Genomic DNA, 22,256 nt, shown 5'->3' on the forward strand with positions numbered 1-22,256 from the left:
TTATGGGCTTGCAGGTAATTTTGAATACACAGACGGATTTCACGGGGGAATTCCCTGCGGAGTATGCAAAGGACGGATTGTGGCGTTTCAATGATTCCGCCCCGGATGCGGACACCATGCTAATCGATTCGTCCGGCAAAGGCAGGAAGATGTTTATTTCTGGCTGGTCGGGTACGAGCGCCGGTTTCCGCAACGGGCAGAAAGGGCGGCATTTCCGCATGAACATCACGAATCCCGCTTCGGAGAAAACCTATCTGAAGGTAACGAATGACGGCTCCATTTTCCAGAGCCTTGGGGAGCGGATTGTTGTGGGCGGCTGGATGAACCCCACCACCTATTCCGTGGGCAACACCTACACGCCGATTTTCAATACCAGGCAGGGGCCGGGGCAACCGATTTTTTATCTTTCCCTTATCCGGGGGAAACCGAGGATCATGCTCTATAATTCCTCCGGTACCCTGATACTGGATGAGTCGGTGACGCCGCCTTTTGCTTTTGCGAATAACAGGTGGTACTTCATTGCCTGCGTGATAGAGCCTGATAATAAAAAGGTACAGTATGTCATAGGCGACCAAGAAAGCGGGGCGGTGTGGGTTTCGGCGGCGCTCTCCTTTACGGGGGAGCTGAACCGCTCCTGCACGGCAGACCTCATCATGGGGATGCACGCCGGTTCCTACTGGTTTGCGGGAGGTTTTGATGACTGGTTTCTGGACTGCGATTCAGAACTGACCGCAGATGACCTTGCAGACTATTTCCGCGCCACGGCCTTTGCCAACGGCGGCGATACTGTAGGGGATGTGGATGCCCTCTCTGTCACAGATGGCGTGACGCTGCGGAAGGGAAGTAACGGTGCGTACCCGGAAAGCGGTGTGCTGTATACCCGTGCCGTGGAATACGGGCTGTCCAGCGCAGGAAAAATATCTGTCTCAAGCGAGTGCGTACCCGGCGTGACGGACATTTCCCTTGTGGAAACCTCCACAAGCAATGACCTCATTAGCTGGAGCGATTGGGTGGCGGTGGGCGCGGATGGAAAAATGCCGTCCCCTGCCCGCACATACATCCGTTTCCGGGTAACGCTCACGACAGCGGACACGGCAAGGACACCGAAGCTGACGGACATCCGGATTTATGACGTACCGAAATCCCCCTACGAGAAAATCGGCTATGCCCGCCCCGTGGTTTTGGATTCTAATGGCACATGGGAGGCGGTGCTGGAAAACGCCTATGATATCATTGTGACGGGGGAGATCAATGGCGAGGATACGCTTAATTTCAAAATTCCCTTTGCCGATGCCAAGCGGGGATATATCGACAACGAGAAGAAAATCCAGATCGTGGATGACGTGTACATCATCCGAACGGTCACGGACAGCAAGGACGCCTCCGGCAACGCCGTGACAGAGGTGTATGCCGAGGCGGAGTTTTACAACCTTGCCTATTCCGTCCGGAAGGAGGAGAAAGCCTTTGACGCGGAGACGGCGGATGCGGCCATGGCTTATGCCCTTTCCGGCACGGAATGGAAAGTCGGCACGGTCACGGTCACCACGAAACGCACATGGACCTCCACGGAGAAGAATGCGCTTTCCATCCTCCGCAATGTTGCGGATTTACACGGCGGCGACCTGGTGTTTGACTGCCCGAACCGGCTGGTGCATCTGCTCATCTTAAACGGAAAGGACAGCGGCGCGCTGTTCATGTACGGGAAGAACATGAAGGACATCGAGCGGACGGTGGACACCACGGGACTTGTCACGAGACTTTATGCGGTCGGTGCGGACGGCATGACCTTTGCCAGCATCAACGGCGGGAAGCCTTATGTGGAGGATTTTACTTATTCCAAAGAAATCCGTGTTTCCTCCCTGGACTGCTCCGCATTCACCAATCCTTACCAGATGCTTGAATTTACCCGCATGAGGCTTGCGGATTACTGTAAAGCGACCGTGTCCTATGTGCTGAACGCCATGGATTTATCTGTGCTGACGGGATATGAGCATGAGGCGTGGGAGCTTGGGGATTATGTGCGGGTGGAGGATAAGGATCTGGGGCTTTCGGTCACCACGAGGATTGTAAGAAGGGAATACAACCTGCAGGAACCGTGGAACACGGTGCTGGAGCTTTCCACGGTGCTTAAGAACTTGGGCAGCTCCACGAGCAAGTGGGACAATGCCGCCGATTCCTTAGAGGGCGTCAGCGTGGTGTCCAGCGAGGACATCGCAGAGCTGGTGCCGTTCAACCTCCTTAGAAATTCCCGTGCCGATGACGGGCTTGCGTATTGGGTGTCCTCCGGATTCGAAGCAGACGGGGAAAACGGGGCGAGCGGCACAGCCTCTTTTAAGGCGGAAGGAGTAGCAGGCATGACCAAGAGCCTGTCGCAGACGGTATATCCCGCCAACCGTGACAGCTACACCATCTCGGCGCAGATCGCGTCCGAGAACCTTAAGAAACTGAGCGGGAATTCGCAGGTCGGCATTGAGATTGTGCTGGAATATGAGGACGGCAGCACGGAGTCAAGGTTTATCGACCTGTATTGATGGGAGGTCAGCATGGCATATTTTTCAAGGACAATAGCAAAAATCACTCCGGAAAACTTCTCATCCGAAAGACTGAAATCCGTCACCGTCCGCGTCTGTATCACAGACTGCACGGGTGATTTCTATATCACGGATATCCTCCTGCAGGGAGGGCCGGTGGCAATGGGATGGGTGGGGCATCCCTCGGAACTGAGGTGGACGCTGGATGGCTGAGTTTGTTAGGCTTGCGGAAGTGGTCAATAAGAAAAAGGATATGCGCGTCGTGAGCGTGACGGTGGTCCCCACCATTGCCGACTGCTCCGGGCGCATCTGGTTTACCGACCTCCAACTGCAGGAAGGGCCGGGTCTTACGGGATATGCCCCGCACACGGAAACCTGCCTGCAGAAGTTCCGGGAGGATGGCGGGATAAAGGCTCCCGTGTGGTTCAACGGCGTGGTGCGCTCGGAGGAGACGGTCATCCTCTTCAACCTGGGAAAGACCTCCGCGCCGTTAGATATCCACATCTACCCGAAATCCGATATGGCGGCGGGGACGGTGCGGCTCGCCCAGGGCGTGGGCGGCCAGAGGATGGTGTTCCCAAATTCCGTGAATGCGGAGGATGATATCGCGCTGCTTGCCAGTACGAGGGAATGCACGAAGAACGGGGTTCCGGAGAAAAAGGAAGGGTTCTACCAGTACAGCGCCGCATGGGATTCCAAGCATAAGGTGATGCTGGAGGGCGGGAAAACGGCGAGGCTGTTATTTACGATGCAGGAGATGCAGGAAGGGGGCGGGACATTCTGATGGACGCACTCAAAGGAAAGCAGATCATGGTATGGACATTCATGGGCAATACGAGGATGTACCAGGCGCTCCGGGACTACGGCGACCGCATCAGCCAGATCGGGCTTTTTTCCTTCAAGGTCAGGGCGACCGGGGAAATTTATGAGAGCGGCGTTTCCATTGCGGCAGGCTCCACCATGCGGACGTATATCAGCAAATGGCCGCACATCAAGTGGCTGCTGACCGTGGCGAATGACGGCACGAACAGCATCTTCAAGGCACTGCGGGAGAACACGGACGGGGCGCAGGATAAGTTCCTCTCGGAGCTTGTGCGGATCATGGAAAAGTACCCGTGGTGTGACGGCGTGGACATCGACCTGGAGAAAGGGGACGATTATTCCACGGCGGCAAAATCAACCGCCATGTTCCGCAATATTTACAACACTGTGAAGTCCTACAACCCCGCAAAGCTGATGAACATCTGCCTGCCGGGGATGGACAGCATCAACGGATCTGTTGGAGGAGAGAACTGGTGCGTCTACGGCGACCTTAATCAATACTGCGATACGGCCTCCATCATGAGCTACGGCATGGCATGGGCGGGCAGCGCGCCGGGGCCGGTATCTCCCCGCTCATGGCTGGAGGGCATCTATGATTACGCCGTAAAAGTGATGAACCCGGATAAGGTGTTTTTGGGGATGCCCGCCTACGGGTGGAACTGGAGGATACACGATACACAAAAAAATATGGGCGTGACCTACCGGGGGACTTCCAACACCTACTATGCCGCACAGCTTTGGATGACGGGCGGTTATAACTTCACGGATGACAAGCCGCCGCAGCCCTTCATCCCCATCGTGGCCTATTGGGACGACTACGACAAAGTGCCGTGGGCGCTTCCCCATGTGTACGACTACATGGAGGGGCGGGATGCAGTTTCCTATGAATACCCGCTGCTTTCCGGCACATACAACCGCAGGCATTACCTTACCGCTTATGGCAAGGAGCAGAAGACGGAATTTGAAAATATCCTTGTTGACCGGAGCGCAGATAATCCGTCAAATGCGGCAGGCATTATTTCCATTGAAAACGGCGTGGCGGTGCTTGGGGATGAAGGTTCGGCAACGTACCAATTTAGTGTATCTTCGGCGGGAACCTATGATGTGGCGGTGCGTATCTGTTATCCGTTTTGGGATAAGAATAGCATCTACATTTCGCTTGATGGGACGACATCGCATTTCACGGAAAGCCGCCTGTGGTGGCCGTACTGGAGGACTTCCTTCTGGACGATGCTTGCAAAGGGAATATCGCTTTCGGCGGGGACGCATACCATCAAAATATCCGTGGACATGAAGGGCGTGCAGTTTTATGGTTTCCGTGTCTGCGGCTCTTTTTTCGAATATCCGTCTGCGGGGAAAGCGGTCTATACGCTTGCGCCGCGGAAATTCAAGGACGTGGACGGCAACATGGCGCAGCCGGACAAAGGCTTCAAGCTGACGCTGGAGATGCTCCGCAGGAAGCCGGACTCGGCACTCATCTGGTACGAGGACTTCCGGGATGAGAACCCCCTGCCGGAAAGCTACTGGACGACGCTCTCCGGCAAATGGGAGGTGTGGCGGGAGGGCTACGAGAACCGGCCGTACTCCCAGCTTGAGGGGAGCGGGCAGCTTGCATGGAAGTACAGCGGATTTAAGGAACTGCACCTGCGGGCAAGGCTGGCGTTCCCGGCAGACGGCAGCGGGAAGGCAGGGGTGTTCTGCGGGGATGTATTCTGCTGCTTAAATTATGATACACAGAGGGTGGAGCTTTACAAGGGCTCCGCCCTCCTTGGCAGTTACAGCCAGACGATCAGCCGGACGGCGAATGCAGACCTGCGTGGGAATCCAACCATGTACACTATTGAAATGCGTATCCGGGGGAACAGGGTGCGCGTCTATTCCGGCGCATCCTACACGCTGCGTTTCACGGCGACAATCAGTGGATTTTCCGGCGGTTATGCAGGGTACCGCTCCGATAACCGCACCGTCTGCGAACTGATGAGGCTTGGGGACGCATGGACGTATGAGCCTTACGAGCGGTTTGACGTGAGGATGCCGGACGGCAGTTTTAAATCCTTCGGCCGGATCAGCAGAAGCAATGCGGCATGGGATGAGGAATTCCAGGTGTTCACGCTGACCGCCGATGTGGAGGAAAGCGCCACACGAAATGAGGACATTTCGATGGATTATGATTTTTTCCATTCGGAGCTGATGAAGATATCCTGCGGGAACAACTACACGGCAGAGGTCACTCCGAGGGACATCAATATCTGGATTTCCCGGCTGTTTTTAGGGGACGCGGACGGCTTCTCCATCCTCTATTACCAGGACGTGGACTCCCTCGTCTATTGGGCGAACCAGGCGGCGTACCGCTGGAAGCTGCGGGGGATGTGTATGTGGTCGCTTGGGCAGGAGGACATGAGGCTTTGGGAGTGGCTTCCAAAGCAGATATAAAAACTTAATATTTCCTATTGGAAACTGGCGGATGTCCACAGCGGGCAGCCGCTTTTTTCATACACAAAAATCATTTAAAGGAGGGTTTCACTATGAAGGAATTCTGGAACACGATCCAACTCATTTTCACTGCCACCGGAGGGTGGCTCGGCTATTTCCTCGGCGGCTGTGACGGCCTGCTGTATGCGCTGATTGCTTTTGTCGTGGTGGATTATATCACAGGAGTGATGTGTGCCGCAGCGGATAAGAAGCTGTCCAGCGAGGTGGGCTTTAAAGGCATTGCAAAGAAGGTGCTGATCTTCCTGCTTGTGGGGATTGCCAACATCCTCGATGTGCAGGTCATCGGCACGGGCAGTGTGTTACGCACGGCGATCATTTTTTTCTATATCTCCAACGAGGGCGTGAGCCTTTTGGAGAATGCCGGACACCTGGGGCTGCCCATCCCGGAGAAGCTGCGTGAGATTCTGGAACAGCTCCATGACAGGGCAGAAAACGGGAAGGAGGATGAATAAGCATGAAGCTGGTAGAAAGTATTCTGACAAGGAATCCCTGCTATACGGCAGGGAGAAAGATCACGGTAAAGGGGCTGATGCTCCATTCCGTGGGCTGTCCGCAGCCGAAGGCATCCGCTTTCATCAATAGCTGGAACAGCGCGTCCTATGACAGCGCCTGTGTCCATGGCTTCATTGACGGCAACGACGGTACGGCGTACCAGACGCTTCCGTGGAACCACAGGGGATGGCACTGTGGCTCCGGCAGCAAGGGCAGCGGCAACAATACCCACATCGGGGTGGAGATGTGCGAACCGGCGTGTATCAAATACACATCGGGCAGCAATTTCACCTGCTCCGACACGGCTACGGCAAAAGCAGTGGCGAAACGGACTTATGAGACGGCGGTGGAGCTGTTCGCCATGCTCTGTGAAAAGTACAGCCTTGATCCGCTTGCGGATGGCGTCATCATCAGCCATAAGGAAGGGTGTAGCCGGGGTATTGCCAGTAACCACGGCGACCCGGAGCATTTATGGACGCAGCTTGGCATGGGGTACACCATGGACGGGTTCCGCAGGGCGGTCAAGGCGGCGATGGGTGGCGCATCCTCCGGCACAGGCGGATACACGAAGATCATGGGGAATGCCATGGCAACGGCGGAGCAGATGAAGGTATACCTTAAAGCAAAGAACCCATCCGTGGCACAGCCTGTCCTCGACATGGTTCCGCTGTACCTTTCGGAAGGAAAAGAGGAAGGGGTGCGGGGTGACATTGCTTTTGCGCAGTCCTGCCTTGAGACAGGGAATTTCACCTTTTCCGGCTCTGCGGTCACGCTTTCACAGAATAACTTCTGCGGCATGGGCGTGACTTCTAACGGGGTAAAGGGGAATTCCTTTGACACGCCGCAGCTCGGCATCCAGGCGCAGGTGCAGCATTTGAAAGCCTATGCTTCCACGGAGGCACTGAAGAATGCCTGCATTGACCCGCGGTTCAAGTATGTTACGAGGGGCTGTGCGGAATATGTGGAGTGGCTTGGGCAGAAGGAAAACCCTGCTGGAAAGGGATGGGCGACAGGCGCTGGCTATGGGGAGAAGATCCTCACGATCCTAAAAGGCATCCTCGGCACGGTGGGAGGGGCATCTGCCTCCGCGCCTGCAGAAACGGAAGTCTGGTACCGCGTCCGGAAGACCTGGGCAGATGCATCCTCACAGAAAGGGGCATTTAAAGTATTAGAGAACGCAAAGAAATGTGTGGATGAGAACCCCGGCTATTCCGTTTTTGATGAATCCGGGAAAGCGGTGTACACCAAGGCGGCAGCGTTCAAGCCGTATCTGGTGCGGGTGTCCATCCCCGACCTTAACATCCGGAAAGGCCCAGGCACTGACCATGCAAAGACCGGGAAATATACGGGAGCCGGCACTTTTACGATTGTGGAAGAGGCAGACGGAAAAGGCGCATCCAGGTGGGGGCTGCTGAAATCCTATCAGAGCGGACGAAATGGATGGGTGAGTCTGGATTATGCACAGAGAGTGTAACTGAATATTGGAGGACAGAAAAACAAGCCCGCGGCATTTGAAACGATGCTGCGGGCTTGTTTTGCGTTCTGCGGTTTTAATCTGTTTTCCTTGGTGCGGCTGACAGGTGCATCGGCTTCGTCATCAGCTCCACGCAGTCCGAAAAGCCGAGCAGATAAGCAAGAGCGCCGTAACGTGCGCCAAGTGCGTTCTGTTCGCAGGAGTGCAGGTCAATCAGCGACCGTGCCTCCTGCGGCAGGTCCATAGCCTCCAGCCGGTCTAAATATTCCCCTGACTTCCGGGCAATTTCCTGGTATTCTTCATCCTTTTCCAGGATGCGGTCCAGTATGCCGTTTACCCGCATATCCATCAGCAGGTACAATACGGAATCCTTATCCATGGCAGAATCCCTCCTTTCCTCAGTGGTGCATATTAACTCTGAATCTGCAGGTTATCAACTTAAAAATGGATGGGGAATAGTGACAAGCCGGTATTTCATAAAATGCCATGGACGGCTTTCTGTATTTTTTTCAAAAAACACCCCATCAAAAAGCCCTCCAAATCTCCGTATAGTGAGGAGGTGCTTTCCATGACGGAGGAACAGAAAAAGCAGATCATACGCCTTCGGAAGAAAGGCTGTGGATATACGGCGGTTGCAAACAAAGTCGGGATTTCAAAAGACACGGTCAAGAGCTTCTGCAGGAGGAACGGGCTGGCGGGGGAAATGGCGGTGTCTGCGGAAACGCAGGTTCCGGGATGCAGGGAGTGCGGAAAGCCCCTGCAGCAGAGGTCAGGGATGAAGCCCCGCGTGTTCTGCTGCGGTGAATGCAGGGTGAAGTGGTGGCATGAGCATCCGGAGAAAATAAAACAGCGGGCGGTCTATTCTTTTACCTGTGCCGGCTGCGGAAAAGCATTCACGGCTTACGGCAATTCCAAACGGAAATACTGCTCCCACGAATGCTATGTCAGGAACCGTTTCAAAGGCGGTGATGGAGGTGAGTAAAGAACAGTTCAGGGCTGAACGGCTCTATCTTATGTCTCTTTCCGTGGCAAAATCCATGTTGCAGAAGGGCGTCATTTCAGAGAAGGAATTTGCGGAAATTGATACAATCCTGCTTAAAAAATACCGGCCAACTTTGGGTACATTATTAGCCGGAAAACCCTTGATATAATTGCGTTTTAGAGTGATGTATAGTAGCGGAAAGGAGTTGATTTCATGCGGAAAATCAGCAAGATAGAGCCAAAGCTGCCGGTTATCCAGGCACGGAAGAAGGTCGCCGCCTATGCCCGTGTTTCCAAGGACACCGAGCGGCTGATGCATTCCGTTTCCGCGCAAGTGAGCTATTACAGTACTCTGATACAGAAAAACCCCGAATGGGAGTATGCAGGGGTATATGCGGACATGGGTATATCCGGCACGGACACATCCAGGCGCGGTGAATTCTTAAGAATGCTGGCAGACTGTGAGGAAGGGAAAATTGACATCATCCTGACAAAATCCATCAGCCGTTTCGCAAGAAACACGGTTGACCTGTTGGAGACGGTGAGGCATTTGAAGAACCTCGGCATCGAGGTGCGGTTTGAAAAAGAGCATATCCATTCGCTCTCGGAAGACGGCGAGCTGATGCTCACCCTCCTCGCATCCTTTGCACAGGAGGAGAGCCGGAGCATTTCGGAAAACGTGAAATGGGGAGTCAGGAAGCGGTTCCAGTCCGGGGAAATCGGGGCGGCAAACAAGCACATCCTTGGGTACCAGTATGATGAGGATGAGAAAAAATATGTCATCATACCGGAAGAGGCGGAAGCAGTCCGCTGGATGTTCAAGATGTACATTGACGGGGTTCCCCTGCGGGGGATTGCGGAGAGCATGAACAGTGCAGGCATCCGCACCACGCTTGGGAATGACTTTCAGGAAGCATCGGTGCGGCAGCTTATCTTCAACGAGGTCTATGCCGGGGATATCCGGCGGCAGAAATGCTACATGGCAGACCCGATCACAAAAACGAAGGTGAAAAACTGCGGGGAGCTGCCGCAGTATTACATGGCAGACTGCCATGAAGCCATCATTGACCGTGAGACTTATGCAAAGGTCCAGGCGGAGATGGAACGGCGGGCAGGGCTTGTCAATCCTACCTACCCTTTTACGGGAAAGATAAAATGCGGCATATGCGGCCAGAGCTTTACCCGCAGGAAAGGAACCACCAAAGGGAAAGAATATGTCAGTTGGTTCTGCAGGGCGAAAAAGGAAGTCGGGATGACCTGCACAAGCCGCAATTATTCAGAGCAGAACCTCATGGAGATATGCGCAAAGCTGATGGGGACGGACAGTTTTGACGGGACGGCTTTTGAAAGCTCAGTCAGGCTCATTTCGGCACTGCCGGACGGCAGCCTTGAGGTGCAGTTTTTTGACGGACAGATAAAGCGGTGGGAGATGCCTCCGAAGCCCGCGAAAGTGCCTGACAAGCCGATGAAGAAAAGACCTGCGCATCTCTTTGATGGGAAGATATTCTGTGGGCAGTGCGGCAGACGGTACGGCAGGGCAGTCAGTGAAAGCAAAGACAGGCACCTTTACTGGTACTGCAGGGCAAAAAGCCATCATGGGGTAACCTGCGACAGCGTGAATTATCCGGATTCGGAGATGAAGGAAATCTTCTGCATGGTCATGGGGCTGGAAGCATTCGATGAAGGCTTTTTCACGGAAACCGTGGAGCGGATGGTGGTGCAGAAGACAGGGAGCATTGATTTCCATCTGAAGGACGGCACGGTTAAGGCTTACGAAACATTGAAACTCCGGAGTAACAGGCATGAGAACACATCAACGGATGAATTTACCGGAAAAATCAGATGCGCCTCCTGCGGCAACCTTTACCACAGATACTGCTGCTATGGAAAATACACATACTGGCGGTGCAGCGGCAAGTCAAAGGTCAGGACGGAATGCAGCGGCCGGGATTTTCAGGATTCGGACATCCGTAAGGTTTCCGCCTACATGATGGGCATGGAGGAATTTGACGCGGAAGCGTTCAATGGAACGGTAGATTATGTCACGGCGTTTCCGGACGGCAGCCTGGAAATCCACTTTTATGACGGGAGGGCAGAGCGATGGCAAAGGTGATCACGATACCTGCTACACGGAGCAGATATACAGCGGCTCCAATCAACAGCAGGGATAAGAGGAAGGTTGCAGGCTATGCCCGCGTCAGCACCGACCATGAGGAGCAGCAGACCAGCTACGAGGCGCAGGTGGATTATTACACAAACTATATAAAGGGGCGCGAAGATTGGGAGTTCGTTTCTGTATATACGGACGAAGGGATCAGTGCGACTTCCACGACAAAGCGCGACGGTTTTAACAAAATGGTGGCGGATGCCCTGGACGGCCGCATTGACCTCATCATCACGAAGTCGGTGAGCCGTTTCGCAAGGAACACGGTAGACAGCCTGACCACTATCCGTAAATTGAAAGAACACAAAGTGGAGTGTTATTTTGAAAAGGAAAATATCTGGACCTTTGACAGCAAGGGCGAGCTGCTCCTGACCATCATGTCCTCGCTGGCGCAGGAAGAGAGCCGCTCCATTTCGGAGAACGTCACATGGGGGCAGAGGAAGCGGTTTGCAGACGGCAAGGTCACGGTTCCGTTCAAGCGTTTCCTTGGCTATGACCGAGGCGAGGATGGAAACCTTGTCATTAACGAAGAACAGGCGAAGACTGTTCGGAGGATTTATGGGATGTTCCTGCAGGGGCGGTCTCCATTTGCAATCGCAAAGGCACTGACGGAGGAAGGCATCCCGACTCCGGGCGGCAAGATAAACTGGTCGGGAAGCACGATCAGGAGCATCCTCACGAACGAAAAATACAAAGGGGACGCGCTTCTACAGAAAGTCTACACGGTGGATTTCCTCTCCAAAAAGAAAAAGGTCAATGAGGGCGAGGTCCCGCAGTATTATGTGGAGCATAACCACGATGCCATCATAGAGCCTGCCGTGTTCGAGGCGGTGCAGAAACAGATGGCCGTCCGGCAGACGGGAACGAACCGACAGAGCAGCGTATGCATCTTTTCCAGCAAAATAAAATGCGGCGACTGCGGAAGCTGGTACGGCTCGAAGGTGTGGCATTCCAACGATAAATACCGCCGGGTAATCTGGCAGTGCAACCACAAATTTGACGGCGGCGAGAAGTGCAGCACACCACATTTGGATGAGGAAACCATTAAGGGACTTTTCATAAAAGCGGTGAATATCCTGACCACAGAAAAGGATGAGATTGCCGCAAACTTCCAGGCCATCAAAGGGCAGCTTTTCAGTACGGCGGAACTGGAAGCCGAGCAGTCACGGCTTCAGGAAGAACTGAATGTGGTGGCGGAGCTGATACAGCAGTGCGTGAGGGAGAACGCCCATGTCGCCCTTGACCAGACGGAATACCAGGCAAGGTATGATGGGCTGGCGGAGCGGTTCGACCGGACGAAGGCACGGCTGAACGAGGTCGGCAATGCCATCACGGAGAAGCAGGCGAAAAAGGAACAGATAGAAAGGTTCCTTGCAGAACTGGAACGGCAGGATGGCGTGGCCACGGAGTTTGATGAAGAGCAATGGTACAGCCTGGTTGACTTTGTCACAGTTTTTAATAAAGAAGATGTCCGCTTCACCTTTAAGGATGGGACGGAGCTCAAAGTGTAAAAAATCCCCTGTGTCCGTAGGGGATTTTTTAAGCATACAATAATTTAGCTATTATTATGTGTTTCCAAATTTTTAATTAGCTGCTTCTTTTGATGTTCAATCTTTTTTAATGAGTTTGCCTTGTAATAATCCTTTAAGAGTAGGTTAATAATCACAGACAGGAATGCGATTACTGTGAGCGTATTATTTATATAAGACATTGCACTAATCCGAAGAGTCAATATTATTAACAAAGAAACAAGTCCCAAAACTGCAATAATTGAAGCTATTTTGTAATAAATTAGTTCTTTTGTTTTCTGATTATTTAATAACTTATAAATATTTATATCTTTATTTTCGTGTTCAGAAACCATTTCTTTAATGTCAGAATTATCTGTTTGTGAGAAACTTATTACAAATTTTGTGAGTTCATCATTAGAATATGCTTTTACTTTGTTCAGAAAAAGCTCTTTTTCTTGTGGTGAGAGGTTTCCCTCAAAAAATTTTACGATTTCATCTTCGTTTTTATCAAATAATTCCATTAGCATCGAAACCATTTTCTCTGCTTTCTGACCATATTTGACTTCAATCTTATTAAGATAAAACTCTTTTGCTCGACCAGTTAAGTAATATAGCCCAAATAAGGATTCCCTTTCCTTTTTGTCAATATCAATTTTTGTAAATAAAAGATCTGATATCGAGAAAGCTGTACTGGCAATGGTAATAGCAAAAATCATTGAATTAATGGCATCTATATCTTCGCTAACAAATGAAAAAACGATACAAAAAACTAAATATACTGCATATGATAGCAAAAATCCCCACTTTTCTATTCGCATAAATTCGCTCTCCTACATATAAAATTTTTGAATTGTATGTTTCATTTCTACATGGTTTCTATTGTTCGTTAAAGCATTTATAATTGGCATATAACCGTAACCCACAAATTTATATCTTCCGAAGTTGATTTGATTTCGTTGGTCAGCCAGTTCCTGTCGGCATTATATAAGCAGATTTATTTTCTGGATTCTCCCAAATTCTAACTTACCCAATTTATTATATCATATAAATATGAACATTTCTACTGTGCTATCTCAGCCAATTTGAACCCTCCCCCTACGAGGCAAAATCAAAAAGTATGCCAAAATCAAAAGGTTAAAGGCAAAATCGAATTGTATCAAAGACAGCGTTTACATAGATGAAGGTATCTCTGGTACGAATACGAAAAAACGTAAAGAATTTAATCGCATGATTGCGTGTGCGAAAAACGGTGATTTTGATTTGATTGTAACAAAAGAAATCTCCCGTTTTGCGAGAAATACCCTTGATAGTATATTCTATACCCGTGACCTCAAGAAGCACGGCGTGGGTGTTATCTTTATGAATGATAACATCAATACTTTAGAAGGCGATGCGGAACTTCGCCTTGCCATTATGTCCTCGATTGCACAGGAGGAAAGCCGTAAGACTTCCGAGCGTGTGAAATGGGGGCAGAAACGCCAGATGGAGCAGGGAGTTGTGTTCGGACGGAGTATGCTTGGCTACGATGTGAAAGACGGCAAAATGTATATTAATGAGGATGGGGCAAAAGTTGTCCGTCTTATCTTTCACAAATTTGTAAATGAGGGGAAAGGAACTCATGTGATTGCCCGTGAGCTTCGGGAGGAGGGCATTAAGCCCATGCGGGGAAAAGAATGGCAAAACACAGTTATTCTTCGTGTTATCCGCAATGAAAAATACTGCGGTGATTTGGTGCAGAAAAAAACCTATACGCCAGACTTTTTATCCCATGAAAAGAAAGTAAACCTCGGACAAGAGGAATTTGTGATTATCAAAGACCATCATGAACCGATTATTTCTCGTGAGTTGTTTGAAAAGGCAAACCGCATTTTGGATGAAAAATCGCTTTCACAGGAGGGCAAAGCAAAACACAGCAACCGTTATCCGTTTTCCGGGAAAATCAAATGCGGATGCTGCGGCAGGGGTTATGTGGCGAGATATAAAACCCGAAAAAATGGAAGCCGCTATAAGGCGTGGCGGTGTCTTGAAGCTGCAAGGCATGGAAGTCCCCATGTGGACAAAGCAGGGAATCAAGTTGGATGCAGGGGACTTAGCATACGCAACGAAGATGCAACTCACATCATGTATCTTGTCACGAGTAGTTTAAAATATAATAAGGAGAAAATTACTGACAATTTGCTTGCTATTATCAAGTCTGTTATTTCTTCTGATTTGCCGTATGGCATAAAGGTATGCCCCCAAGGCGCGGCAATGGATACTGCAGGTACAGACAGTGAGAAACTAAAATCACAGATGAAAGCCACCCTGCAAAAACGCACAAACCTTATTGACCTTTATACATCTGGTGACATTACCAGAGATGAATTTTCAGCAGCAAGGGCAAAATGTGAGAATGAGATTGCTGAACTGCAATCCGTTATAGACAGCATAGACAAACAAAGGGAAAGACCCTCAAAACAGAAGGAACTTGTTGCTGAAATTACAGAAGTGATGAATGAGCTTATAAATGGTGTAGAATATGAAGCTGATTTTTACAAAGAAATCTTAGATAAAATGGTTGTGAATGATAAAGACCATATTGATGTGTATTTGAACCTGCTCCCTCTCAAATGGAGCTACACGGTTGCAAAAAGCGTAAACTGTCCGCAGGGCAGACCGCTCACGGGAAAGCATCCACTGGAAGATTCCCCGCACACTGGGTGAAAAAAAGCGAGGGCCCCTGAAATATTCCACTGAACGGATGAACGTTCTTCAGATTGGTCGGTTGCTGTAAAGTCAGTATTTTTGTCAGATTTTTCATATTGATGTTTGACAGGCAGATAACTTACAGATAGAATATTACTTATATCAGTTGCAGGATTATCCAGGCAGGTAATCAGAAAATTCAGTGCTGTTTATATACCATATGTGAATGGGAATTCTGCTTAAAAAAATAATTTGAACAGCTGACTGTTTTACAACGGTTTACACCTTTTACATATATAAACTTCTTGACAAACATACCAGTGGTATGCTAACATTTATACATACCGTCATGCGGTATTATCATATAACAGAATTCATATAAATTCTGCTGAAATTGATTTTGCGTATCGTGTTTTGCAGAGATCATAGAAAAAACGGAGGTTAAAAAATGAATCAAAAACTGTTTTCAAAGGATTTTACGTTAGTTGTCATCGGCCAGATTATCTCTTTGTTTGGCAATGCAGCAATAAGGTTCGCATTGCCGCTGTATCTGCTGAATCTGACAGGCTCATCTGCACTTTACGGAACGGTTACCGCGTGTGCGTTTATTCCTGCCATTTTGCTGTCACCTGTTGGGGGTATTGTTGCAGACAGAGTGAATAAAAGAAATATTATGGTAATTCTGGATTTTTTTACGGCGGCAGTTATCCTGGCTTTTTCTCTGCTTATGAATGAGGGGAATCTCATTCTTCTTCTGACGGTTACACTGATGCTTTTATATGGTATTGCGGGAGCGTATCAGCCATCAGTGCAGGCAAGTATCCCCGCGCTTACCAGTCAGGATAATTTTATGGCGGCAAATTCTGTGATCAATACAGTCAGTTCTTTTTCGTCTTTGACAGGTCCTGTACTTGGAGGTATTTTATACAGTGCATATGGATTGAAGCCTGTACTGTGGGCCTGCCTTTTATGCTTTGTGATTTCGGCAGTTATGGAAATTTTCATTAAAATACCCTTTCAGAAACAGGTTTCAGAGGGCGGCATTTTAAAGACAGCAAAAAATGATTTTACGGAGAGTATCCGCTTTATCCGAAAGGAGAAGCCTGTGATTGGAAAAGCTGTCCTTGTAGTCTGCGGAGTAAATCTGTTCCTTTCTACAATGATTATTGTTGCGCTTCCCTATCTGATAACGGAAGTATTAGACCTGGAAGCCTCACAGGCAAACAGGTTGTATGGATTTGCGCAGGGAGCATTGGCGGCAGGCGGACTGACAGGAGGTATCGGAGCAGGCATATTTGCAGATAAACTGGCAATTCATAAATCAGGTAATCTGATAATCGCCTGTGCGGTATGTGTGTTTCCTGTGAGTGCTTCACTGATCCTGTTTTCCTCTGCAATTATTAATTACATGGTCCTGACCATATGCTGTTTCGTTATTATGGTATTTTCAACACTTTTTGCCGTGCAGATGATGTCCTTTATACAAACAGAAACCCCGCAATATTTAATCGGAAAGGTGATAGCGGTGGTTCTTACCGTTTCCATGTGTGCACAGCCATTGGGCAATGCCTTTTATGGTATCCTGTTTGAAATCTGCAGAGGATATGAGTATGCGGTTGTTTTATTTTCAGGTGTCGTATCGCTTATCATTGCCATTAACGCAGGGAATATTTTTAAAAGATTTTCAGTGGAATAAAATGAAAGTCTGATGGAAGTAATAAAGTAACTATCCTGTATAAAAATCAGTTCACAGCTTCTGCGGGTTTGTGTTATACTATGAGGTACAATTTTTGAAACATCTGTGCTGTACGGAAGGTACAGAGAGCAGGAAAGGGAAAAATAATCAAATCAGAAGGAAGGAGAGTATATGAATATCATTGACTATAAAAAATATGTTTCGGCAGAGACCATGATGGGGCCCAATAGCGTAAGGATACTGGCAGAGCTGCTTGAAAAATACCCGTTACAGACCGATTCCGATGACATGATCCTCGATTTGGGCTGTGGGACGGGACTGACAAGTCTTATCATTGCAAAAGAAACGGGAGCGAGAGTTTTTGCAAATGATTTATGGATAAGTGCAGAAGAAAACGGAAAACGGTTCGCTGAATGGGGTGTTGGAGAGCAGGTAACGCCTGTCTGTGAAGATGCCAGCATGCTTCATTTTGAAAAAAAGCAGTTCCGTGCTGTGATCAGTATTGATTCTTATCATTATTTTGCAGGAAGCAAAGTTTTTTTTCAGGAAAAAATTTTGCCGTTTGTGAAAGAGAATGGAGAAGTTTTGATTGGAATTCCCGGTCTGAAAGATGAATATGCGGGTCATGCCAAAGAACTTCTTTCTGACTGGGTCGGAGAGGATGCCGCCATGTTTAAAAGTCCGAAACTCTGGAAAGAACTGATTGGCAGCAGTGACAGAATCCAGTTGGTAAAAACATGGGAAATGGATTGTTTCAGGGAAGCGTGGAATGACTGGCTTGAAACAGAGAATAAATTTGCACTGGATGACAGGCAGTATTTTGAAACAATTATTAAACCGTATACCTGTTTTACAGGAATTTATGTTAAGATAAAGAATCAATAACAGAAAGAAGGTTACTGCAGATATTCAGGTTATATGGTACAGACACTGGCTCATACATTGAGGATGAAGGAGGTGCCTGTTGCTGAAGATCAGGCGAATTCTTTTGAAAACCAGCAGCGTTATTTCAGGCAGTATATTGAGCATAATCCTGACTGGGAGCTTTACGGGATCTTTGCGGATGTGTAGGACCATGGATTAATACAATTTAACAGGGTGAAAAAACAAAAAAACAGGCTTTTCAGGTGGGAAAATCCACTTTGGGAGCCTGATTTTCTGTTTTTACAGATCATTGGGGTTCGAGTGGGATGCGAAGTCCGTACACCCCTTCCAAAGTGGACATACGCCTTTTGAAGGCAACGAAGCAGATGGACATTGACCCGGAGAAAAAACAGCAAATTGTACTGGAAAAAATACGAACCATGACATACGACTCAAATCAAAAATAATATTTGTTATAATAATCTGGCTGTAGGGGAATGAAATAATAGAACAGGGACATGGAAGCTCTGTTAAAGGACAGAGAAATTATGGCGGACGGAAAGGGAGGAAAAAATGGTATTGCAAAAAAGAACATTGTTTTTGACAGTTATCCTCTTTGTAATATTTTGTTGCGGAGGGTGCAAAAAGCAGGAGGATGAAAAAATCACCTCGATAGAGCAGCTTAATGAACCTGCCTGTACCATTGGTGTTCCGGAAGGCGGGGCAGGGATGTATATGGCGGAGAAATATCTTCCGGAAGCGGAGCACAAAACATTTTCCGGCAACACATCGGGATATCTTGCCATTTCCCAGGGAAAACTGGACGGGTTTGTTTATGACCGGGTAATGATGGAATTTGCCATTGCCAGCGGTCTTGAGAATGTGGAGCTTTTAGAGGAAAACCTGGGAGAAAGTATGGATGTGGCTGTGGGGATTTCACCCAAGAGCCAGATTAGTAATTTAAAGGATAAGGTGAACCTGTTTCTTGCAGATGCAAAGGCAGAGGGGACTTTGGATGATATGTACGATCGCTGGGTAAGCAAGGCGGAGAAAACCATGCCGGAAATACCTGTGCCCCAGGCGCCGGATTGTAAGATTAAAGTTGGAACTACAGGGACGGTTCAGCCTTTTAGTTACTATGAGGGGACGGAGCTTACGGGATATGATGTGGAGCTGATCTACCGTTTTGGCGTATGGTTAAATGCGGAAGTAGAAATTAAAATTTATGACTATGATGGGATTATTGCGGCAGCCGAGGCTGGTGACATAGACTGTATTATGGCGAACTTAAACGCCACCGAAGAAAGACGGAAGCATATTGAATTTTCAGATTGCGTGTATCCTTCAGAAACTGCCGTTATGGTACGGTCAGGTCAGGAAGGGCAGAACAGAGAAACATATAAGGAACTTTCTGATTTTGCCGGGGCGAGGTTTGCCGCATTAAGCGGAGGGGTTTACGATAAGCTCCTGCAGGAAGTGATTGCAGATGCAGAGGATTTTTCTTATTACAATTCGGTTCCTGATATCGTTGCGGCTCTCAAAGCAGGCCGTGTGGATGCAGGGACGCTGGATGAGCCGCTGGCACAGCTTGCGGTGGCGAAGAATGAGGGTTTGAAAATCTTTGAGGAACCGGTTGTCCTGGATGAATATGGATATGCTTTGCCGAAAGGAAGCCCTTTGCGGGAACAGTTTAATGCAGCCATCAAAAAGTTTAAAGAAGATGGGACCATTGCATCTTTGAAGGAAAAATGGCTTGGGGCAGATGAGAGCGTGAAAGAATTAACAGGGCAGGACTGGCCAGGGGAGAAAGGAACCATCCGATATTACTATGACAGTACCCATGAACCTATGACGTATGTTGGAAGCGGCGGTGAGCCTTTGGGGCTTGAGATAGATCTGATGCTTTTGATTGCCCGTGAGCTGGATATGAAGGTAGAGATGACAACATGTGAATTTGCTTCGTTAATTGCTGCCCTGGAGAGCGGGAAGGCAGATGTGGCCAGCGGAAGTATGTCTATTACGGAAGAGAGAAAGAAGCGGATAGATTTTGCGGATACCCACTATGAGTCAGCTATGGTGCTTTTGGTACGTGACCTGGATGGTGAAGTGCAAAAGGAAGGTTTCTGGTCGGGTTTGAAGGACAGCTTCCGAAGCACCTTTATCGTGGAGGGACGATGGCGGCTGATTTTACAGGGGCTTGGCGTCACCATACTGATTTCTGTTTTGTCGGGAATTTTCGGCCTGTGCCTTGGCTTTTTAATATGTATGCTGCGGAGGACAGGTTATAAGTCAGTTCAGTTAGCCGGGGCGGTTTTTGTCCGTGTGGTTCAGGGGATGCCCATTGTAGTTTTTCTGATGATTTTATATTATGGGATTTTCGGTTCGGTGGACATTTCCGAAATTCTGGTTGCAGTGATTGGTTTTTCTATTAATTTTGCAGCTTATTCATCAGAAATGATGCGGACGGGAATAGAAACGGTGGATAAAGGACAGAGCGAGGCAGCTCTTGCCATGGGTTATACGAAAAGCCAGACATTTTTTAAGATTGTATTTCCACAGGCGGCCAGGAATTTTATACCTGTACTGAAAGGTGAATTTATTTCCATGGTAAAAATGACTTCTGTGGTAGGGTATATTGCCGTACAGGATTTGACGAAAGTATCAGATATTATCCGTTCACGGACTATGGAGGCGTTCTTCCCGTTAATAATGACGGCAGTGATATATTTTGCCGTTGCAAATATAATGACGATGGCTCTGTCCCTGGCAGAGAGAAAAGCAGCGCCAAAGCGGAATAAACGCAGGATAAAGGGGGTGTGCATGTAATGGCAGATATGTATGAGAATCAGAAGGTTTATCCTGGAGATGGTATGGAAACAAGTATGATATCTATCCGGCACCTGTGCAAGGAGTATCCAAATGTAGTCCCCCTGCGGGATGTAAGTGTGGAGATTAAAAGAGGTGAGGTGATTTCCATTATAGGGCCTTCCGGTACTGGGAAATCAACTTTGCTGCGCTGCATGAACCTTTTGGAGAAACCGACAAAAGGCGAGATTACAGTTGACGGGGTGGTAATAACAGATAAGAAATGTAAGGTAAATCTGGTAAGGCAGAAGATGGGCATGGTGTTTCAGTCTTTTAACCTGTTTGCCCATAAAACCATTATTGAAAATATCATGATGGGACAGACTGACCTTCTTGGAAGAAGCCGCCAGGAAGCCTATGACAGAGGAATGGAACTGCTTCGTACCATAGGGCTTGCAGATAAAGCCCTTGCTTACCCGGATGAACTTTCAGGGGGACAGAAACAGCGTGCGGCCATTGCCAGGACGGTGGCCATGGAGCCGGAAATCATTCTCTTTGATGAACCAACGTCTGCGTTAGACCCTACCATGGTAGGAGAAGTTCTTTCGGTTATCCGCAGGCTGGCCAGCCAGGGCATGACCATGATGATTGTGACTCATGAAATGAAGTTTGCAAAGGACGTATCCACAAGGATATTTTATATGGATCAGGGGGAAATCTACGAGGATGGGACGCCGGAACAGATTTTTGAACATCCGAAGAGGGAGAGGACCCGAATATTTGTCCGGCAGCTTAAAGTGCTCCATGTGGATAAAATCTCATGCGATTTTGACTTTCCGGCCTTTATCACTCAGCTTGAGGAATTTGGGCGGAAACAGCAGCTTTCCCAGAAACAGATTTATGCTATGCAGCTGGTGGCAGAGGAATTGCTGATGATGAAACTCCTGCCTGCAACAGAAAAAGAAGGCAAAGCGGATATTTCTCTGGATGTGGAATACAACGAGCGGGAGAATCTGGTACAGATGCGGTTTTCTTATAGCGGGCCTTCCTTTTATCCTTTTGACAGTGAGGAAGATTTGTCCTGCAGGATGATAAAAGGGGTATCTAAAGGGATGGAGCACAAGTTTGAGGATGGGGTAAATCATTTTATGATAAGTATATAAAAAAGGAGCAGAAATTAAATGGAGAAGGCAACAATGCTGAAATTTCATGCAGACGATATTATTATGAAAGAGAACGAAATTTATGAGGAAATGTACAAAATTATATCTGGCTCTGTGGCGGTATATATTCGGTATGGAGAAAAAGAAGAGTATTTGATTGGGATTTATTCCAGCCCAAAATGTTTCGGTGAGTCAAATGTGCTTTCCAGCCAGCCCGGTATTTATACAGTTGTTGCTTATGACGATGTATTATTGATGCGTATTACAAAGGATTCCCTGGAAGAGTTCATCAGAAGTAATCCCAGAAATGCAATTGATATTATGGAGAATATGGTACATAGCAATATGCTGATGCAGAAAAATATTGACTTACTGCTGGATGATATTTATGAAAAGCAGGATATCAATAAGAGAAGAACAGAAGAAATAAAAAACAAGATTAAGCGGTACAGTATAAACGGTTTTAATTTGTATTAACAGTTAAATATCGAATCAAGACAAGCCTGCGGCTCATAAAGTGCCGTAAGGCTTTTTTATTCTATAGGAAGGTTTGGCATTCCAATGATAAATACCGG

General features: G+C 48.4%; 17 protein-coding genes and 1 pseudogene. 16 read left to right on the forward strand and 2 right to left on the reverse strand.

From position 1 onward, the window contains the following. Positions 1 to 2 precede the first annotated feature (2 nt). The 6 genes from C805_RS15445 to C805_RS15470 all read left to right on the forward strand — a co-directional run bounded on the left by C805_RS15445 (position 3) and on the right by C805_RS15470 (position 7,812). Positions 3 to 2,531 carry a phage tail spike protein gene (locus tag C805_RS15445; RefSeq protein ID WP_016214834.1) on the forward strand — a complete coding sequence of 843 codons (2,529 nt, stop codon included), beginning with the start codon at positions 3 to 5 and terminating at the stop codon, positions 2,529 to 2,531. A gap of 12 nt (positions 2,532 to 2,543) precedes the next feature. Next, positions 2,544 to 2,744 (forward strand): hypothetical protein, encoded by a 201-nt coding sequence (locus tag C805_RS15450; RefSeq protein ID WP_016214835.1) that lies wholly within the window; start codon positions 2,544 to 2,546, stop codon positions 2,742 to 2,744. Then, a complete protein-coding gene (locus tag C805_RS15455) occupies positions 2,737 to 3,315 on the forward strand; it encodes a hypothetical protein (RefSeq protein WP_016214836.1) in 579 nt (192 codons plus the stop codon). The genes C805_RS15450 and C805_RS15455 overlap by 8 nt, the downstream gene beginning before the upstream one ends. Further along, positions 3,312 to 5,786: a glycosyl hydrolase family 18 protein gene (locus tag C805_RS15460; protein ID WP_371197650.1), complete on the forward strand. Its 2,475-nt coding sequence runs from the start codon at positions 3,312 to 3,314 to the stop codon at positions 5,784 to 5,786. The genes C805_RS15455 and C805_RS15460 overlap by 4 nt, the downstream gene beginning before the upstream one ends. A 92-nt stretch (positions 5,787 to 5,878) precedes the next feature. Beyond that, positions 5,879 to 6,298 (forward strand): phage holin family protein, encoded by a 420-nt coding sequence (locus tag C805_RS15465; RefSeq protein ID WP_016214838.1) that lies wholly within the window; start codon positions 5,879 to 5,881, stop codon positions 6,296 to 6,298. A 2-nt stretch (positions 6,299 to 6,300) separates the two neighbouring features. Then, positions 6,301 to 7,812, forward strand: coding sequence for an N-acetylmuramoyl-L-alanine amidase (locus C805_RS15470; RefSeq protein ID WP_016214839.1), 1,512 nt, complete (start codon positions 6,301 to 6,303; stop codon positions 7,810 to 7,812). A gap of 76 nt (positions 7,813 to 7,888) precedes the next feature. On the opposite strand, the gene C805_RS15475 is transcribed toward C805_RS15470, so the two are convergent. Next, positions 7,889 to 8,191, reverse strand: coding sequence for a hypothetical protein (locus tag C805_RS15475; protein WP_016214840.1), 303 nt, complete (start codon positions 8,189 to 8,191; stop codon positions 7,889 to 7,891). 189 nt (positions 8,192 to 8,380) lie between these two features. Between C805_RS15475 and C805_RS15480 the strand changes: the two genes are divergently transcribed. From C805_RS15480 to C805_RS15490, 4 genes are read left to right on the forward strand one after another with little or no spacing between them, the layout of a single operon-like run. Next, complete coding sequence (locus tag C805_RS15480; protein WP_016214841.1) at positions 8,381 to 8,794, forward strand: hypothetical protein; 414 nt, start codon at positions 8,381 to 8,383, stop codon at positions 8,792 to 8,794. Between the two features lie 55 nt (positions 8,795 to 8,849). Further along, on the forward strand, positions 8,850 to 8,963 hold the full coding sequence (locus C805_RS27550) for an SHOCT domain-containing protein (protein ID WP_371197651.1): 114 nt from the start codon (positions 8,850 to 8,852) through the stop codon (positions 8,961 to 8,963). A gap of 44 nt (positions 8,964 to 9,007) precedes the next feature. Further along, positions 9,008 to 10,906 carry a recombinase family protein gene (locus C805_RS15485; RefSeq protein WP_016214842.1) on the forward strand — a complete coding sequence of 633 codons (1,899 nt, stop codon included), beginning with the start codon at positions 9,008 to 9,010 and terminating at the stop codon, positions 10,904 to 10,906. Then, entirely contained in the window at positions 10,894 to 12,468 is a 1,575-nt protein-coding gene (locus tag C805_RS15490) for a recombinase family protein (protein WP_016214843.1), read from the forward strand. The genes C805_RS15485 and C805_RS15490 overlap by 13 nt, the downstream gene beginning before the upstream one ends. Positions 12,469 to 12,512: 44 nt before the next feature. Here the strand turns inward: C805_RS15490 and C805_RS15495 are convergent, their stop codons facing one another. Further along, the gene (locus C805_RS15495) at positions 12,513 to 13,286 is read right to left on the reverse strand and encodes a hypothetical protein (protein WP_016214844.1); all 774 of its coding nucleotides are present in this window, start codon (positions 13,284 to 13,286) and stop codon (positions 12,513 to 12,515) included. Positions 13,287 to 13,653: 367 nt separating this feature from the next. Between C805_RS15495 and C805_RS15500 the strand changes: the two genes are divergently transcribed. The 6 genes and pseudogenes from C805_RS15500 (at position 13,654) to C805_RS15525 (ending at position 22,158) form a co-directional block, all read left to right on the forward strand. Beyond that, the gene (locus C805_RS15500; protein ID WP_242832693.1) at positions 13,654 to 15,171 is read left to right on the forward strand and encodes a recombinase family protein; all 1,518 of its coding nucleotides are present in this window, start codon (positions 13,654 to 13,656) and stop codon (positions 15,169 to 15,171) included. Positions 15,172 to 15,601: 430 nt separating this feature from the next. Further along, positions 15,602 to 16,849: an MFS transporter gene (locus tag C805_RS15505; RefSeq protein WP_016214846.1), complete on the forward strand. Its 1,248-nt coding sequence runs from the start codon at positions 15,602 to 15,604 to the stop codon at positions 16,847 to 16,849. A gap of 171 nt (positions 16,850 to 17,020) precedes the next feature. Continuing rightward, positions 17,021 to 17,734: an SAM-dependent methyltransferase gene (locus tag C805_RS15510; RefSeq protein WP_016214847.1), complete on the forward strand. Its 714-nt coding sequence runs from the start codon at positions 17,021 to 17,023 to the stop codon at positions 17,732 to 17,734. A gap of 552 nt (positions 17,735 to 18,286) precedes the next feature. Continuing rightward, complete coding sequence (locus tag C805_RS15515) at positions 18,287 to 20,539, forward strand: ABC transporter permease subunit (protein WP_016214848.1); 2,253 nt, start codon at positions 18,287 to 18,289, stop codon at positions 20,537 to 20,539. Between the two features lie 56 nt (positions 20,540 to 20,595). Then, positions 20,596 to 21,312 (forward strand): annotated as a pseudogene (locus C805_RS27555) (amino acid ABC transporter ATP-binding protein); the annotation flags it as partial. 387 nt (positions 21,313 to 21,699) lie between these two features. Next, on the forward strand, positions 21,700 to 22,158 hold the full coding sequence (locus tag C805_RS15525) for a cyclic nucleotide-binding domain-containing protein (protein ID WP_016214850.1): 459 nt from the start codon (positions 21,700 to 21,702) through the stop codon (positions 22,156 to 22,158). Positions 22,159 to 22,256: the final 98 nt, after the last annotated feature.

This window comes from Eubacterium sp. 14-2 (assembly GCF_000403845.2).
Lineage (GTDB): Bacteria > Bacillota > Clostridia > Lachnospirales > Lachnospiraceae > Petralouisia.